Here is a 17,106-nt window from a genome sequence, read left to right as displayed (position 1 = left end):
AAAGCATGTTAGTTTCTTATAAATGGTTAAATAAATATCTTGATTTGTCAGCAGTTACGCCAAAAGAACTAGCTGATAAAATGTCAGTGACTGGGATCGAAGTGGAAGGAATCACGGTTCCTGAAGAAGGCTTAAAAAAAATCGTAGTCGGCGAAGTCAAGGAATGTGTGCCACATCCTGATTCCGATCATTTATCGATTTGCCAAGTGGATATCGGTGAAGAAGAACTTTCACAGATCGTTTGTGGCGCGCCTAACGTGAAGGCAGGGATCAAAGTCATCGTTGCTTTACCTAATTCACGGATCGCAGGGAATGTAAAAATCAAAAAAGGGAAAATGCGTGGTCAAGTTTCTAATGGGATGATTTGTGCCTTACAAGAAATTGGCTATCCAGATAGTGTCGTTCCCAAAGAATATGCTGAAGGAATCTACTATCTTCCACAAGAGGCAGTCAATGGAGAGCCCGTCTTTTCTTATTTAGACATGGACGATTCAATTATCGAGTTATCGATTACACCGAATCGCGCAGATGCTTTATCTATGCGAGGAGTAGCATATGAAGTGGGGGCGATTTATCGTCAAACACCTCATTTTGCAGAGGAAGAATTAGTAGAAGCAGCACGTCCGGCAAAAGACAAAATCAAGGTGACAGTCGAAGATCCAGAAGCTGTGCCTGCTTATCAAATTCGAATCATTGAAGGCGTAAAAATCCAATCTAGTCCACAATGGTTACAAAATATCTTGATGAATGAAGGGATTCGACCAATCAACAACGTAGTAGATATCACAAACTACATCTTACTGTTGTTTGGACAACCATTACATGCGTTTGATTATGATCGGCTAGGATCACAAGAAATCGTCGTCCGTCAGGCAAAAGCAACAGAAAAAATCGTTACGTTAGATGGCGAAACACGTGAGTTAACACCCGAAAATCTCGTGATCACTAATGGAGAACAACCAGTCGCTTTAGCAGGTGTGATGGGCGGCTTGGATTCTGAAATCACTGAGACAACGACTACGGTTGCTCTAGAAGCAGCTTTGTTTGATCCAATTTCGATCCGTCGAACAGCGAAACAATTCAATTTAAGAAGTGAATCTTCTGCTCGTTTTGAAAAAGGAATCAATCAAGCAACAGTTGCTGAAGCATGTGACGTTGCTGCTGCAATGATCGTTTCGTTAGCAGGCGGTGAGGTTCTTCAAGGTGCGGTTGCTGGTTCGACTTATCAAGTAGAAGACGTAACAGTAACGATCACTCTCTCACGAATCAATCATTATCTAGGAACTGACTTAACAGTTAAGGAAGTAAATGAGATTTTTGAAGCACTTGGCTTTGGCTATCAAAGTGAAGGGGAAACGTTCACCGTTACTGTTCCTCCTCGTCGCTGGGATATCAAGATTGAAGCGGATATTATTGAAGAAGTTGCTCGTATCTATGGCTATGATCGCTTGCCTTCCACATTACCAAGTGGAGAGACTGTTGCAGGAAGTTTGACCCAAGAGCAATCAACAACACGCAAGATCCGTACATTACTTGAAGACAGTGGTTTACATGAAGCCATCAGCTATGCTTTGACAACGGAAGAAAAATCTCGTCAATTTACAATCAAAGATTCCTTAGTTACACGTCTTGATTGGCCAATGAGCGAAGACCGTTCTGTCTTACGAATGAACTTGATCAGTGGGTTACTGGATAATGTGAACTATAACGTAGCTAGAAAAAATAGTGATGTCGCTTTTTATGAAGTCGGAAGAGTCTTCTATCAAGAAAACGATCCATTGACTCATTTGCCGCAGGAAGTGAAACATGTTGCTCTTGCATTGACAGGTACTTGGCAGGATAAAAGTTGGCAAACTCAAGCAGAAGTAGTTGACTTCTATACGATCAAAGGTCTTTTAGAAAACTTGTTTGAACAATTAGGAATAGCAACAGACATTTCTTATCAAGCGACTGATAGTTTGAAAGACATGCATCCAGGAAGAACAGCGGAAATCTATTTAGGTGAAACAGTGATTGGATTTGTTGGACAGGTTCATCCGAATACAGCTAAAGAATACGATGTTCCAGAAACCTATGTTGCAGAATTTGACTTGAGCTCAGTGATCGAAGCTGCTCAAAAAGGGATGACTTTCCATGCGGTGACAAAATTCCCTTCCGTTTCTCGTGACATTGCGATGTTAGTTGCAGAAACAGTAACCAATCAAGAAATCGTAACGGTTATCCAGTCTGCTGCAGGTAAGTTCTTAACAGACATCCAATTGTTTGATGTGTATCAAGGAAAAAATATCGAGGAAGGACATAAGTCAATGGCTTACAGTCTGACATTCGAGAATCCTGAAGCAACAATGACAGATGAAGAAATTAACCGATCAATGACTAAGATCGAAAAAGCACTAAGTGAAACAGTTGGTGCAAATATTCGTTAAACTGTAAAAAAAGACGCCCTCACAAAGAATGAGGACGTCTTTTTTATTCATTAACAAGCCAATCAGTTAAAATAATTGATTCCCATTGCAGTTTTGACTTCTGCTAGAGTTTGAGCAGCGACTTTCGCAGCTGCTTCACTACCGTCTCTTAGGATCGCCATCACAGCAGCTGGATCTTTCGCTAATTCTTCTCTTCTAGCACGAATTGGAGCAAACTCTTCTTCCAAAACATCAATCAAATAGCGTTTGATTTTCACATCACCTAGACCACCACGACGATAATGAGCTTTCATTTCTTCAATCGCATTTTTGTCTTTTCCAAACACATCAAGATAAGTGAACACCATATTGCCTTCGACTTGACCTGGATCTTCCACGTGGATGTGATTTGGGTCTGTGTACATACTCATTACTTTTTTCTTGACCACATCAGCAGGATCAGAAATATAGATGCCATTACCCAATGACTTGCTCATTTTTCCATTCCCATCGATGCCAGGCAAACGGCCCATTCCTTTTGGTGGGAAAACGCCTTTTGGTTCCACTAAGACGTCGCCATACGTGTGGTTGAAACTTTGAACTATTTCTTGTGTTTGTTCAAGCATTGGTTTTTGATCTTCACCAACAGGAACTAAATTCGCTTTGAAAGCTGTGATATCAGCAGCTTGCGATACAGGATAAATAAAGAATCCAGTTGGGACACCTTCACCAAATTTTTTCTGTTCGATTTCTGTTTTAACTGTAGGATTACGACGGACACGCCCGACGCTGACTAGGTTTAAATAGTACATAGTCAATTCAGCTAATTCTGGTATTTGCGATTGGATAAAAAGCGTTGATTTCGTAGGATCTAATCCAACAGCTAAATAGTCTAAAGCAACTTCAAGTACATTTGAAGAAACCTTCTCAGGGTTTTTAGCGTTATCGGTTAGGGCTTGCATATCTGCAATCATTACAAAAAGTTGATTGTTTTCATCTTTTTGCATTTCTACCCGTGTTTTGAGTGATCCTACATAATGCCCTAAATGTAACTTGCCAGTCGGGCGATCACCTGTTAGAATAATATTTTTCAAAAAAAACACCTCTTTACGATTTGTAAGACTAAGCACTTAATATCTTACCGTTTTTTGGAGGAAGAAACAACCGTTCTAAATCAAAAGACGAACAAAATGCAGAAAAATAGCAGATGTAAGAAGCAAAGGAGAAAAATAACGAAAGAAAGTTTCAAAGAAACTTTACAAAATACGTAAGTTTCAGATATAATATGTTCTATTATATATCTTTAAATGTTTCTTACTAAATAATAATGGGAGTGTAATGATATGGCAATGATTAAATTTGATAACGTGGAAAAATACTACGGCAAATTCCATGCTTTGAAAAACATAAACCTCGAGTTTGAGAAAGGGGAAGTCGTCGTTGTCATTGGTCCTTCAGGTTCAGGTAAAAGTACAATGTTACGATGTATCAATGGATTAGAAACGATTTCTTCTGGAAGATTGTTAATCAATGATATCGACCTTCAGGACAAAAAAACAAAATTGACCGAAGTCAGAAAAAATGTTGGAATGGTTTTTCAGCATTTTAATCTATATCCTAATAAAACCGTTTTAGAAAACATTACACTTGCACCGATTAAAGTATTAAAGCAAGATCAAGCAAGTGCAGTGAAAAACGCGGAAAAATTCTTAGAAAAAGTCAACATGCTCGACAAAAAAGATTCTTATCCATCTATGTTATCTGGAGGACAACAACAGCGTGTGGCAATTGCCAGAGGTTTGGCGATGAATCCGGAAATGCTGTTATTTGACGAGCCTACATCTGCTTTAGATCCGGAAATGATCGGGGATGTACTTGATGTGATGAAAAAATTAGCTCGTGATGGGATGTCAATGATCGTCGTGACCCATGAAATGGGATTTGCAAAAGAAGTAGCAGATCGGGTTATTTTCATGGCGGATGGCCAAGTATTAGAAGATAGCCGCAATGTAAAAGACTTCTTTGAGAACCCTAAAGAACCTCGGACACAACAATTTATTAGTAAAGTAATCAATCATTGATAGGAGGAATAAAATGCGTAAGAAAACAATGATTCGTTTGCTTTTTCTTTTGGGTCTGGTCTTTTTGATATTAGCAGGCTGCAAAGGAAAAAGTGTCGCTGAAGAAAATATTCTGGAACGAAGTAAGCAAAACAACACCATAACGTGGGGTGTAAAATACGATACTCGCTTATTTGGGATGATGGATATCAAAAGTAGTACGGTTCAAGGATTTGATATCGATATCGCTAAAGCGATTACGCAAGAGATTCTTGGAAAGGATGGGAAAGCAGAATTTGTGGAAGTTACCTCTAAAACACGGATTCCGCTATTAAAAAATGGAAATATTGATGCGATTATTGCGACAATGACCATTACAGATGAACGAAAAAAGCAAGTTGATTTTTCTGATGTTTATTTTGATGCCGGACAATCTTTATTAGTCAAAAAAGGAAGCCCGATTAAAAGCGTAGATGACTTAAATGCTGAAACAACTGTGCTTGCAGTCAAAGGATCAACTTCTGCAGTAAATATCCGAGAACATGCTCCAGATGCAAAAATTCTTGAACTAGAAAACTATGCCGAAGCGTTTACTGCTTTACAATCAGGACAAGGAGATGCTATGACGACCGATAATGCCATTTTGTTGGGAATGGCTGACGAGAACCCTGACTATACTTTAGCAGGTGGGACGTTTACCAATGAACCTTATGGAATTGCGATCAATAAAGGACAAACAGAATTTTTGGATGCCGTAAATCAAGCGTTAAAAGAACTCATTGCTAACGGCACATATGATCAGATTTACCAAAAATGGTTCCCAGATACCACCCAAGGAAAAGTGAATTAAGGAGGGGAAAGAATGGCTGAGTTGCTGCAAACATATGGATCAACCTTCTTAGAAGGGTTTAAAATCACTATCTATTCAAGTGTGTTAGCTTTATTATTTAGTTTGATTATTGGAACACTGATGGCAATTTTTCAATTGTCAACGAACAAAGTGATCAGTGGACTAGCTAAAGCGTACGTGGAATTTTTTCGAAATATCCCATTGTTGATTATTGTGATGTTCTTTTATGTCGTCCTTCCGATCTATTGGATTAGTTTTGACGGCTTTCAAGCAGGGACGATCGGTTTGACGATCTATACTTCGGCATTTATTGCAGAAACCGTTCGTTCAGGGATTCAAACAGTGCCAAAAGGGCAAACAGAAGCGGGATTATCAGCTGGTTTGACCTATGCGCAAACGATGCGGTTTATTATTTTGCCGCAGGCTTTCAAGATCGTCGTACCACCATTAGGAAACCAATTTATTAATTTAGTAAAAAATTCATCGATTTTAGCTATCGTTGCTGGGTTAGATTTAATGTATCAAGGGGACTTAATTGCCAGTGAAACTTTCAACACTTTTGATACCTATATCATCGTGGGTCTTTTTTACTTAGTAATTACATTACCTTTGTCTTACTTGATGACATATTTAGAGAAAAAATGGGCAGTTCGTTCATAGGAAGGGGAGAACAAAATGGATTTTAGTGGTGCTTTTTCATGGATGAATATCCGCTTCTTATTAGAAGGATTAAAAGTGACTGTGGAGGTTTCATTATTTTCAATCATCTTTAGTTTTTTGATTGGCGGGATTTGTGGTGTGGTTCGTTTTGCCAATATACCTTATCTTTCAAAAATACTAGGAATACTAATTGATATTATCAGAAATCTTCCATTGTTATTAATCATTTTCTTTACGTATTTTGCCTTACCACAAATCGGTATCCAAATGAATATTTTTTGGTCAGCCGTAGCAGCATTGACGATTTTTGAATCGGCTATGTTATCAGAAATTTTTCGAGCAGGGTTGAATGCCGTTCCTAAAGGACAAATGGAGGCTGGTCTTTCCACAGGATTGTCTTATGTAGAAACGATGAGAATCGTCGTTTTACCCCAAGCATTTAAATCAATGATCCCAGCAATCGTGAGTCAGCTGATTTCATTGATCAAGGATACATCATTAGCAGTGATCATTTCCTTACCTGAATTGACTCACCAAGCACGAATTGTTTACGGACAAAATACCAATTATGTATTGCCAATGTTTGTGGCAATGACATTGATGTATTTTGCTGTCTGCTATGCTTTATCCTTACTTTCTTCCTATTTAGAAAAAAGAAAGTACAGCTATTAGTCAAAAACTTAGCATGCTCGTTGTTCAATGAAAATTGTTCAGCGAGTATTTTTATTTGATTCGTCAATGTAAAACTTAGATCGTTTTTCTCTTCAACGATATTGTGAGAGAAAGTAGTCGTAGACAAAGATCAGCTTAAAAACATAGCTTACAGTTTTGTTCGTTCAGTTCATTTAAAAATATGGACTGTCTTGACAGTAGGAAGTATACTAAGTGTCGTTAGGTAAACGTATTGAATTGAGAGAATGCCTAACAGAGTTTGTGGTAACTATAATGGATAGATAGAGAAAGAGATGTTGTTAGATGGAAGAGATTATAAATGCTTTTCAAGCAAACCCGATATTTTCTACGGGATGTATTATTTTTATCATAGGTGTGTTAATTTTTGTTTTGGAAGAAAATTATTTTTCGTTCGTTGGCTATTGGGAGATACCAGTATGTTCGGACAACTATTTTGGGGACTGATTTTATCAGGTATCGGACTAGCAATCATTGTCTATTATCGAATGTAATTGGACTAATTGTATACGAATGATCCATTGCTTGCGACAAACAGGAAATGGTAAAAAGAAAGAAGTTTCTGTAAGATTTTCTAGAAATTTAGTACATTTTTTGTGTAAGAGTTCGTTTATTTAGGAAAATGTCAAAAATGAATGAACAAATTGGTCGGTTAGAAAACCAGCTGTTCTGAACGACTGCTAAAGCAAAAAAGGGGAGCTTGCGTGAAGTAGAAGTACGATGTTCTAGTGGTCGATAGATCATTCAATCAACAATTTGTGACAAACAGAAGTGGATAAATTAAGAATCTTCAATTTTAATCTAGTATAGGCAGTCATCATCCATTCTCTATAAGTGGGTGATGACTGCTTTTTGACAGAATGGTTATCGGATAGTAACTCGAAAAACAACATGTTTAGTGATATCAGATGCCAAAAAATTCTTTCTGCAGAAATAAAAGTTACTTAGATACTCCTTTTTTCTGATAGTTTAACAAGGTAGTATATAACTTTTAAAGGAGAGAATAACATGCCAAATGATAAACAAAAAATAGCAGTAATACGGACAGGAAGTCAATATGCTATTGCTCTTCAACTAATCAAGGATCATAAGCTTGTGAGGGGAGAAGCTAATAGTTCGGAAAAGTTAGCAACATTAGGTAAAATTCTTTCTAACTATAAGAGAGATTCTGCAGAAGGGATTATCTCCTATCTTCCGCTTCTTCCAGAAGAGAAAAAACTGTTACGACAAAGGAACATCCAAATGAATAGTGATGATAGAATAGTAGTGGATGATAAAAATAAAACCTTTTATATTAACTACCTTAATCAAAAGTATGATTTAAGCAAAAAAGCAGTTTTGTCGAAAGAAACAAAACATGCACTAATTCAAGACCTTGATAAATTCTATTTCGATTCTTTGGACCTTAACAGGTTTACTTCCTTTATTTATGATTTAGATGTGATCGCTAGAAGAGATGTTCAGACACTCTTAAAGAAGCAAACGCCCAAGATAGAAAAATCAATAAAAAAGGCAAGAGAAGATATAGCGGTTGATCAAGTGAAAGAAAGATTTAAGATGAACAGACACTATACTGAAATTCCCCCAACACTAATGGTGCAATTTCAAGACGAGTTGAAAAAATCTGAATACATAAGCAAAAAGAGGCAAAAAATAGAAATTGAGAAATTAAAAAATGAATATAAGTCTCCAAGTAAACCAAATGAAAGACAGGAATATTTCAAGATGAGTGTAAAAGAATTTCTTGAAAAAGGAAGCTCAGAACAAAGAAGCCTTAATAAAAGAAAACGTGAGCAAGGAAAATCCGAGCAAGGAAGACTTACGAAAAAAAGAATTGAGCAATTAAAAACATCTGTACTACCAAAGTCACAGGCATATCTAAACAAAAAGGATCAATTTCAAAGATAGTGATCAATAAAACTCTAAAAATAATTACATAATAAATGAGTGTGGGATATTGATCTGATTAATATCCCACTTTTTATGGCTAAATTAAAACTGGGATTAAAAAATCAATGAAATATTATGAAAGGAATTGTTATGTATAGGAATACTCAAATATAATTTCATGATGCATTTTTCTTTGAAAATACTATTCTTGACCTTGTATTCTCAGAAATTAAAAGTAATAACCTAGAATTTTAATCAATTAAATGGTATTAAATTGCAAAATTTTCTTTTCTTGGAAATAAAAGTTTTCTTATGTATTTTTTTTCTGATAAATTGATGAAGCAGTACATAAAATTTTAAAGGAGAGAATAACATGCCAAACATGGAACAGAAAAAAGAAACAAATCAAAAAATTGCAAATAATGAAAGCGAACGACCTCGAAATACTTTGTATAATCATGCTACTATAGCTTTTCAACTAATCGAAGAGTGTAAGCTTGAGGAGGGTGAACCTGTTAGTTCGGAAACATTAGCAGCAATAGGTGAATTTCTTTCTGAACTTAAAGATGATGTAGCAGAAGGGGTCATCCAACGACTTCCACTTCATCCAGATGAGAGCAAACTCATACAACCAAACAACCTAATAGAGACCCAAAATACAATAGAAGTAACTAGCCAAAATAAAACTTTTTATATTGACTACCTTAAGACAAGGCATAAGATTCACTCAGATACACGTTTGCCGAAGGAAACAAAAGATGCACTAATTGGAGACCTTAATAAATTTAAGTTTAATCCCTTGACTCCTGATACGTGTATAGCATTTATTCATGATCTAAAAATAATCGCTGAACAGGACGCTAAGGAACTTATAGAAAATCAAACCTCAAGAGTGGAAAAATTAATTGAAGAAAGAAAAGAAAATGAAGCGGTTAAGCAAGCGATAGCAAGTTTTATGAAGAATAGACACTTTACTAAACTTAACCCCACCATATTAAAGCAATTCATAGATGAGTTGGAGAATAGACCAAGAATAAGCCGAGAGAGACGAGAAAAAGAAATTGAGAAGTTTAACCCGTTACATAGATAACAATCAATAAACTCTAAAAATGATTACATGATAAATGAGTGTGGGATATTAATCAGAAAAAATTTGATTAATATCCCACTTTTTATGGCTAAATGAAAACTGGGACAGAAGAATCACTTCTGATTCTATACCCTCAAAAAAAGTTAGACAAAAATAATCAGAGGGCTGATAAAATAAGGATTCTCACGTCATTTATTTTTTATATCTGTCATCAAGCGTCTTACTGTATAGCGGAAACAGTATCCGTTGAAATGCGGGAAAGAGAATCAAATAAAAAAAGAAATTACCTATACCATGGGCGAGATCAAAAGGAAGTCCTTGAAAATAGTAAGCCCAAAAAGAGGGAAGTTGATAGATGAAAGTTTCAATTCGTGAAACAATCAAACCGTAAATTAATCCACAAATAAAGCTCAAAATTGCTTGAATAGTCACATGCTTAGCGACTATAGGTAACTGATTCATCCAATGAAAAAACAAAACAATCCCGCTGAAGGCGAGCATTTGACTGATTGTCCAAGTCCCTAATCCTAAATATAGATTAGTGATGAATAAGCTCAATATGGAGACGATTAAAGCATCTGTTAAAGAACCAAATGCCGCAAGTAGTAAAAGAATTGCTGTCATAGGTTGAATATTTGGTAACCAAGCAAAAAAAAGTCTGCCTACGACACAGGCAGCAATTAATAATGACAAATAAGCAAATTTGTGAATCGTAAAGTAAGGTTTTTGTTTAAATGTGTTCATCTTTTGAGGCTGCTCCTTCACTGATAATAGTTCTCATTATATCATAAATTTTTTTTATTACAAGATTGAAAAACACATTATGTAGTGTGATAATAATTAACAGACACTATATATAGTGTTTTTTATGATAAGGTGGCGATGGAATGGGAATTTATTCAAAAAAATATATAGAAAAACTTAATCAGGATATACGGAATTATCCAGAGGTCAAACCTATTGATCCACAAATGAAACTGACATTTGAAGGGATTTCACGCTTGGTCATGTTGGATCGATATACTTACAAAGATCCACATAATCAGACGTTAACCATAGGTGATCTAGTCGTCTTGACGGTACATGCGGATCCACAATACCCGGCTCGTGGAATTGGAACGATCATTCAGCACTCTGGAGACGATTTAACGATCGAAGTGGAAGAGGAATTTCGCTCCTCTTTGACTGATCCTGAAGAAATAGCTCGTGGATTCGTTAAAAGAAACAAAAGTGAAGTTGAAAAACCTTTAGAGCTGTATTATGAACAAATTGCTGCTCGAGTTGCTTTCGGAATTAGTCAAGTCGAGGGCGATAGAAAAGCTGAATTTTTTGAAGATTTTTACAAACAATTGACTGAACAAAATTTGATTCCTGCAGGAAGGGTGTTATATGGTGCTGGTACGCAATCAGAAGTCACATACTTTAATTGTTTTGTCATGCCATTTATTCAAGATTCTCGTTCTGGTTTAGCAAAACACCGAGAAGAAGTCATGGAAATCATGAGTCGTGGTGGTGGAGTAGGAACGAATGGCTCAACCTTGAGACCAAAATCAGCTGTCGTACATGGCGTAAATGGAAAATCTTCTGGTGCTGTTTCTTGGCTCAATGATTTAGCTAATCTCACCCATTTAGTCGAGCAAGGAGGAAGTCGCAGAGGGGCGCAAATGATCATGCTCAATGATTGGCACCCAGATATTTTTGAATTTATTATTTCAAAAATCCAGAATCCGTTGATCCTGCAACAGTTGATAACTACAAGTCAAAATCCCCTAATCAAACAATTAGCAAGCGAGAAACTAGCTTTTTCTCCTTTAACTCAAGAAGAAAGGGAGCTATTTGAAGTCTTGGTTAAGGAAGAGGGGCTTTTGCAATTTGCAGAACATGCTTTCATCAAAGAGGCTAAGCAAAAATTAAAAATGGGTGGAAGTTATAGTGTCAAAGATCCTGACTTCTTAACAGGGGCGAATATTTCAATCTGTCTGACAAAGGAATTCATGGCAGCTGTCGCACAAGATAAGACCTATGATTTGCGTTTTCCTGCTATTGACGAGTATACAGAAATAGAAATGGCTGATTATGATCAACATTGGGCTGAAATCGGTGATGTTCGTGAGTGGGAAGCGACAGGACGTAAAGTGAAAGTTCATCAAACAATTCGAGCCAGAGAGCTTTGGGAATTGATCACTTACTGTGCTACTTATTCTGCGGAACCAGGGATCTTTTTTATTGATAACGCCAATGAGATGACTAATGCTGCTGCCTATGGACAAAAAGTCGTTGCAACAAATCCTTGTGGAGAACAGCCATTGACACCGTATGCGGTATGTAATCTTGCAGCTATCAATTTAGCGAATATGGTAGATGAGCACCAAGAAATCGATTTTCAAAAAGTTGCAGAAGTGGTTAGAACCAGTGTACGTTTCCAAGATAATGTTATTGATGCGACCCCTTATTTTTTTGACAAGAATGAGCAACAAGCAAAAGGGGAACGTCGTATTGGTTTAGGGGTGATGGGCTTAGCCGACTTATTGATCTATTGCGGCAAAACGTATGGCTCTAAAGAAGGAAATGCGTTAGTCGATCAATTGTTTGAAACGATTGCCGTTACAGCTTATCAAACGTCGATCGAATTGGCAAAAGAAAAAGGAAGTTTTCCTTATTTAGTTGGTAAGAACGAAGAAGAAACACGACAATTACGTGAGCGTTTTATCCATTCTGGGTATATGAAAAAGATGCCAGAACATATTAGGCAAGGTGTCTTAACTTATGGAATCCGTAATTCACACTTATTAACCGTTGCACCAACTGGCTCGACAGGTACGATGACTGGTGTTTCCACGGGATTGGAACCTTATTTCTCTTTTTCCTACTTTAGAAGCGGTCGCTTAGGAAAATTCATTGAAGTACACGCTGAAATCGTTGACGAATATATAGCGAAACATCCAGAGGCAGATGCCTCAGAGTTACCGGAATACTTTGTCTCAGCAATGGAGCTTTCACCAGAAGCTCACGTGGATGTCCAATGTACGATCCAACGATGGGTTGATAGCTCCATTTCCAAAACAGTCAACGCACCTAAGGGATATCGTGTTAAAGAAGTAGCTGATATTTACGAACGACTTTATCAAGGTGGGGCAAAAGGCGGTACGGTATATGTTGACGGTAGCCGAGATTCACAAGTCCTGACTTTATCAGCGGAAGAAAATAGTTTTACCGATGAGCTAGTAACATCAGAGGTACACCCAGATGTTTTGCTAACAGAAGCTTCAAACGACTCAGCAACGAGTGAAGAGCGCTGTCCGATTTGTCATGAAGGTACAATTGAAGAAATCGGAGGTTGCAGTACTTGCACCCATTGTAAAGTACAACTAAAGTGTGGATTATAAGTTTAAAAAGGAGCATGGTACCATGAAAATCTATACTAAAAGTGGTGATGCTGGGATGACTAGTATTATCGGAGGGCAACGGCTAGCTAAGTCAGCTTCTCGTGTTAGAGCTTATGGAAGTGTGGATGAAATCAACTCTTGGGTAGGAACGATCGTTGCAGAATTAGATCCTGATAAATTTGCACTTTTGATCGAACAATTAATCCAACTTCAACGATTACTATTTGATATCGGAACAGATTTTGCCACACCAACGGAAGTCAAAGAACGGATCGTGACTAAAAAAGATTTGGAGAAAATGGAAGAAATGATTGATTTTTATCAAGAAAAACTACCGGTGATCGACAAATTTATTTTGCCTAGTGGACATCCAGTAGCAGGGCATTTCCATCTTGCCCGAACAGTGACCCGAAGAGCGGAACGTGAAATCACTGAATTGATTTTGGAAGAAACAGAAACGAATCAAATGAGCTATAAACTGATTAATCGGTTATCGGATCTCTTTTTTGTCTTGGCACGTTATGTCAATGTGGTTTATCATATTAAAGAACCATTCTATGAGCGAGCTGGGAAAGTATTCCATTAATTATTATCAGACCTTACTGTTTGAATTAAAATCTAACTGTCTAAGAATCATATCTATAATGTTTAAAGTGATAACTTAAGTTAATTCTTTTTACAAATTAATAAATAGGAGTGTTTTTTTTGAAGAAATTTATAGTATTATTAGCTGCTTTATCAAGTATGATCGTTATGACTGGTTGTCAATCACCTACCACGACAGAACAATCAAGCGCTCAATCACAAGCCACTACAAAAAAAGTGACCATCACTTTGCAAGAAGAGGGAAAAGAACTATCGGCAAAAAACGTTACTTACCAACCAAATCAGACCTTGTTGGAATTACTAAAAAAACAGTTTTCAGTGAAAGAAGACAATGGTTTTGTGACGGCAATTGATGGGCATGCACAAGACAAAGATAAAGGATTATATTGGACGTTCACAATCAACGGCAAAATGGCGGAAAAAGGAGCAAATGATATTAAATTATCACCTAACGATCAGATAGTGTTCAATTTAGCAACATTCAAGTAAGAGTGTAACAGTTCAAAAATTAACTTGAGCGTGCGGTCAAAGTATTCGTATGAACAAGCTGAAAAAACGAAAAGCAGTTATTCTGATTTTCGTTTTTTTTTGATTAGTTTTAATATATGTTAAAAAAAGGTTTTTGGTCAATAAGAACTGATAAGTTGCGCAAAATTAAATCTGGGTCAGAATGTACCTCATGCTATCTCAGCTTTTTTGTTCTTTCACATTGTCTCATAAATTGATCAAAAAGCTTCTAATTTTCATGTTGATATTGATTTGAATTTGCAGGCTACATGTTCTTCTGTTTTTATAAAGTAATACTATTTTTGCAAATCACCGCACGTGGATGCCAAATATTCAAAAAATTATTTTTAAAGAAATAGTTAGGTATAGCAGTACCTAAATAAAATTCTGTTGATGTAGAATCCTTTGAGAATACTATTTATGACCAAATATTCCCAGAGATTAAAAACGATAATCTAGATTTTGAATAAATGCAATAGTATTAAATCCCAAGAATTTCTTTGTTTAGAAATAAAAGTTTTTGATGTCCTTTTTTTTCTGATAAATTTATAAAGCGTATATAAAATCTCAAAGGAGAAAACAGCATGCCAGACAAGGAACAGAATATAAATAAAAACAATGAAGAGAAAGTTAGCATACAGTCCCAAGATCAGCGTGGTTTTTTTTATAGACTATTCAATAAGTATAAATTTACGAAAAAGAAACGTACTGATCTGGAAACATCAGCAGCATTGGATAAAGATCTTTCTAAAGATCATCAAGCTTCAACTGAAGAAATTCCCTCCTATCTAAAATCTCTTCTAGAAGAGAAAAATCTGTTAAAACAAAGAAATATAGAAATAAATAGTAATAATAGAACCTTTTTTATTAACTATCTTAATGAAAAACATAGACTTAATTCAAACATGCCTTTGTCGGAAGAAACGAAAGCTGCACTAATTGAAGACCTTGATAAATTCTATTATATTCCTTTAAAAACTAGTACGTGTCATAACTTTATTTTCGATCTGAATATAACTAGAAGGGAATTAACTAGGCTTAAAGATGATCAATTTCTAAAGGTGAATGAATTAATAGCGCAGCTAACAGATGATGCTACTATAGCTATTACAAATAAATACCAACTTTTAGAGAACCACACTGTCTCCGAAGAAAAACTAGAGGCAATAGCAAATGAGGTCATGGATTTAAATCTTGATGAGGAAATGAAAAGGGCGGTTATAGCTAAACTTGAACTATTAAAAGAAGATCGAGCCACTCTTCGGAAAATATACAGAAAAAAACAAGACACATTGAAAACACAGGAAAGTAAGACAGATGCTAATTTAAAAGAGATTACAAATCTTGTCATGAGAATAGAAGAAAAAGAAGCACTTCGGGATATAATCAGAGAAAGAGCGAAACAACAAACAGATAAAAAACAAGAAAATGAAGCAGACATTAAAATAAATGGGAAGACTATAGCTGAAGTAGTGGATGACAACGCGCTTTTGTTATCTCGAGCAATGAACACTTCATTAGCACTTAAAGAGAACCAAAAGGTAGAACCCAAAATGCTATCTACGATGGCGGAATTTATTGGTAGCAGAAAACTTAATGAAATAAATAGACGCAATATACCTTATATGCTTACTCTCACTAACGAAGATAAAAAAGAGCTTAATGAAATAATCAATGGAAAAACAACTTTGCTAAGTAAGCTTCCCGAACTAGATAGAACAAACCCAAATCCAATAGATCAAGTTCCATTACCATTGAATCAAAGACTAAGTAATCGAGGATCGGAACAAAATACTCTACCAAAACCAAACAAAAATATAAAACAAATGAATTCTTTATCTCAAGGATCAGCTGAAGTTAGTCGATAAACCATAATTGCTCAGAGACTGGGACAAAACTTGTCTCAGTCTCTTCTAGTATCTCTAAAACGAATCGCAATCATTCATGATAAGTGTAGATAAAGAGCAATCTTCATCTGCTAAAAACAACTAACTTAAGATCATTAAGTCAAACTAGTGATTCTTTAGATCGACTGTGTGAGCTATTCAAGCTTTATGGATAGAAGTACAAAGGTAGTACTTGAAAAATCACCTTAAAAAGTCCACAATAAGGAAGATAGAATTTATTGAGAAAAAGGATGATACTATTGACTGATAATCGCCCGATTGGTTTTATTGATTCAGGTGTTGGTGGATTGACGGTGGTCAAAGAAGCATTGAAACAATTACCAAATGAAAATATCTTATATGTTGGAGATACTGCCCGTTGCCCCTATGGTCCTAGACCGGCAGAACAAGTGATCGAATTTACTTGGGAAATGACGAATCATTTGGTGGAACAAAACATCAAAATGTTAGTGATTGCCTGTAATACTGCTACTGCGGTTGCTTTAGAAGAAATCAAGGCGGCACTTCCTATTCCAGTCATTGGTGTGATCTTACCTGGGACAAGAGCAGCTGTTAAACAAACAAGAAATAAACAAGTAGGGATTATCGGAACCCTCGGAACGATCAAAAGTCGTGCTTATGAAACAGCGCTGAAAACGAAGGTACCTGAACTTGCCGTGACTAGTTTGGCTTGTCCAAAATTCGTTTCGGTAGTGGAAAGTAATGAATATCATTCGTCAGTGGCAAAAAAAATCGTTGCCCAGACACTAGCGCCATTGGTTACTAAGAAAATCGATACATTAGTATTGGGTTGTACCCATTACCCTTTGTTACGTCCGATTATCCAAAACGTTATGGGAGAAAGTGTAACATTAATCGATTCAGGTGCAGAGACTGTCGGGGAAGTTTCGATGTTGCTGGACTATTTTGAAATCAGCAATTCAGTCAATGAGGGGCGGACGTTATGCCAATTCTATACGACTGGTTCAGCTAAGCTTTTTAAAGAGATTGCACAAGATTGGTTGATGCTCGATCAGTTGAATGTTGAGCATATTGAATTAGGAGGAAAATAACAG

At 36.3% G+C, this 17,106-nt stretch carries 14 protein-coding genes; 12 read left to right on the top strand and 2 right to left on the bottom strand.

All coding sequences use genetic code 11. The annotated features are described in order from the left end of the window. The first annotated feature begins 5 nt into the window (after window positions 1-5). Window positions 6-2,426, top strand: coding sequence for a phenylalanine--tRNA ligase subunit beta (gene pheT / locus EHR_RS11590; RefSeq protein ID WP_010737484.1), 2,421 nt, complete (start codon window positions 6-8; stop codon window positions 2,424-2,426). A 62-nt stretch (window positions 2,427-2,488) separates the two neighbouring features. On the opposite strand, the gene trpS is transcribed toward pheT, so the two are convergent. Further along, window positions 2,489-3,499, bottom strand: coding sequence for a tryptophan--tRNA ligase (gene trpS, locus EHR_RS11585; protein WP_010719301.1), 1,011 nt, complete (start codon window positions 3,497-3,499; stop codon window positions 2,489-2,491). 249 nt (window positions 3,500-3,748) lie between these two features. Here trpS and EHR_RS11580 point away from each other — a divergent pair, with 249 nt between their 5' ends. From EHR_RS11580 to EHR_RS11555, 6 genes are all read left to right on the top strand, one after another. Continuing rightward, a complete protein-coding gene (locus EHR_RS11580; protein WP_010737485.1) occupies window positions 3,749-4,486 on the top strand; it encodes an amino acid ABC transporter ATP-binding protein in 738 nt (245 codons plus the stop codon). Window positions 4,487-4,499: 13 nt separating this feature from the next. Further along, entirely contained in the window at window positions 4,500-5,315 is an 816-nt protein-coding gene (locus tag EHR_RS11575) for a transporter substrate-binding domain-containing protein (RefSeq protein ID WP_010719299.1), read from the top strand. 12 nt (window positions 5,316-5,327) lie between these two features. Then, the gene (locus tag EHR_RS11570) at window positions 5,328-5,975 is read left to right on the top strand and encodes an amino acid ABC transporter permease (protein ID WP_010719298.1); all 648 of its coding nucleotides are present in this window, start codon (window positions 5,328-5,330) and stop codon (window positions 5,973-5,975) included. A 15-nt stretch (window positions 5,976-5,990) separates the two neighbouring features. Beyond that, on the top strand, window positions 5,991-6,647 hold the full coding sequence (locus tag EHR_RS11565; protein ID WP_010737486.1) for an amino acid ABC transporter permease: 657 nt from the start codon (window positions 5,991-5,993) through the stop codon (window positions 6,645-6,647). A gap of 1,026 nt (window positions 6,648-7,673) precedes the next feature. Continuing rightward, window positions 7,674-8,573 carry a hypothetical protein gene (locus EHR_RS11560; RefSeq protein ID WP_010737488.1) on the top strand — a complete coding sequence of 300 codons (900 nt, stop codon included), beginning with the start codon at window positions 7,674-7,676 and terminating at the stop codon, window positions 8,571-8,573. Window positions 8,574-8,928: 355 nt separating this feature from the next. Beyond that, the gene (locus tag EHR_RS11555) at window positions 8,929-9,645 is read left to right on the top strand and encodes a hypothetical protein (RefSeq protein WP_010737489.1); all 717 of its coding nucleotides are present in this window, start codon (window positions 8,929-8,931) and stop codon (window positions 9,643-9,645) included. 192 nt (window positions 9,646-9,837) lie between these two features. Here EHR_RS11555 and EHR_RS11550 read toward each other — a convergent pair whose 3' ends face one another. Next, the gene (locus tag EHR_RS11550; RefSeq protein WP_010737490.1) at window positions 9,838-10,389 is read right to left on the bottom strand and encodes a DUF6580 family putative transport protein; all 552 of its coding nucleotides are present in this window, start codon (window positions 10,387-10,389) and stop codon (window positions 9,838-9,840) included. Window positions 10,390-10,532: 143 nt separating this feature from the next. Here EHR_RS11550 and EHR_RS11545 point away from each other — a divergent pair, with 143 nt between their 5' ends. The 5 genes from EHR_RS11545 to racE all read left to right on the top strand — a co-directional run bounded on the left by EHR_RS11545 (window position 10,533) and on the right by racE (window position 17,103). After that, window positions 10,533-13,031, top strand: coding sequence for a vitamin B12-dependent ribonucleotide reductase (locus EHR_RS11545; protein ID WP_010737491.1), 2,499 nt, complete (start codon window positions 10,533-10,535; stop codon window positions 13,029-13,031). A 22-nt stretch (window positions 13,032-13,053) separates the two neighbouring features. Beyond that, window positions 13,054-13,617, top strand: a complete 564-nt coding sequence (locus EHR_RS11540) for a cob(I)yrinic acid a,c-diamide adenosyltransferase (protein WP_010737492.1) — start codon at window positions 13,054-13,056, stop codon at window positions 13,615-13,617. A 119-nt stretch (window positions 13,618-13,736) separates the two neighbouring features. Then, the gene (locus tag EHR_RS11535; protein WP_010719288.1) at window positions 13,737-14,126 is read left to right on the top strand and encodes a DUF4430 domain-containing protein; all 390 of its coding nucleotides are present in this window, start codon (window positions 13,737-13,739) and stop codon (window positions 14,124-14,126) included. A 602-nt stretch (window positions 14,127-14,728) separates the two neighbouring features. After that, complete coding sequence (locus tag EHR_RS11530) at window positions 14,729-16,012, top strand: hypothetical protein (RefSeq protein ID WP_010737493.1); 1,284 nt, start codon at window positions 14,729-14,731, stop codon at window positions 16,010-16,012. Window positions 16,013-16,281: 269 nt separating this feature from the next. Beyond that, a complete protein-coding gene (gene racE / locus EHR_RS11525; protein WP_010737494.1) occupies window positions 16,282-17,103 on the top strand; it encodes a glutamate racemase in 822 nt (273 codons plus the stop codon). Window positions 17,104-17,106: the final 3 nt, after the last annotated feature.

It is taken from the genome of Enterococcus hirae ATCC 9790 (genome assembly GCF_000271405.2).
Classification (GTDB): domain Bacteria; phylum Bacillota; class Bacilli; order Lactobacillales; family Enterococcaceae; genus Enterococcus_B; species Enterococcus_B hirae.
Note: the sequence above shows the minus strand (reverse complement) of the source record. Positions and strands in the feature narration are given on the sequence as shown.

Excerpts from the sequence above, each read along its gene's own strand:
- pheT (WP_010737484.1), top strand. The coding sequence starts at position 6 with ATGTTAGTTTCTTATAAATGGTTAAATAAATATCTTGATTTGTCAGCA.
- EHR_RS11580 (WP_010737485.1), top strand. The coding sequence starts at position 3,749 with ATGGCAATGATTAAATTTGATAACGTGGAAAAATACTACGGCAAATTC.
- EHR_RS11575 (WP_010719299.1), top strand. The coding sequence starts at position 4,500 with ATGCGTAAGAAAACAATGATTCGTTTGCTTTTTCTTTTGGGTCTGGTC.
- EHR_RS11570 (WP_010719298.1), top strand. The coding sequence starts at position 5,328 with ATGGCTGAGTTGCTGCAAACATATGGATCAACCTTCTTAGAAGGGTTT.
- EHR_RS11565 (WP_010737486.1), top strand. The coding sequence starts at position 5,991 with ATGGATTTTAGTGGTGCTTTTTCATGGATGAATATCCGCTTCTTATTA.
- EHR_RS11560 (WP_010737488.1), top strand. The coding sequence starts at position 7,674 with ATGCCAAATGATAAACAAAAAATAGCAGTAATACGGACAGGAAGTCAA.
- EHR_RS11555 (WP_010737489.1), top strand. The coding sequence starts at position 8,929 with ATGCCAAACATGGAACAGAAAAAAGAAACAAATCAAAAAATTGCAAAT.
- EHR_RS11550 (WP_010737490.1), bottom strand. The coding sequence starts at position 10,389 with ATGAACACATTTAAACAAAAACCTTACTTTACGATTCACAAATTTGCT.
- EHR_RS11545 (WP_010737491.1), top strand. The coding sequence starts at position 10,533 with ATGGGAATTTATTCAAAAAAATATATAGAAAAACTTAATCAGGATATA.
- EHR_RS11540 (WP_010737492.1), top strand. The coding sequence starts at position 13,054 with ATGAAAATCTATACTAAAAGTGGTGATGCTGGGATGACTAGTATTATC.
- EHR_RS11530 (WP_010737493.1), top strand. The coding sequence starts at position 14,729 with ATGCCAGACAAGGAACAGAATATAAATAAAAACAATGAAGAGAAAGTT.
- racE (WP_010737494.1), top strand. The coding sequence starts at position 16,282 with ATGATACTATTGACTGATAATCGCCCGATTGGTTTTATTGATTCAGGT.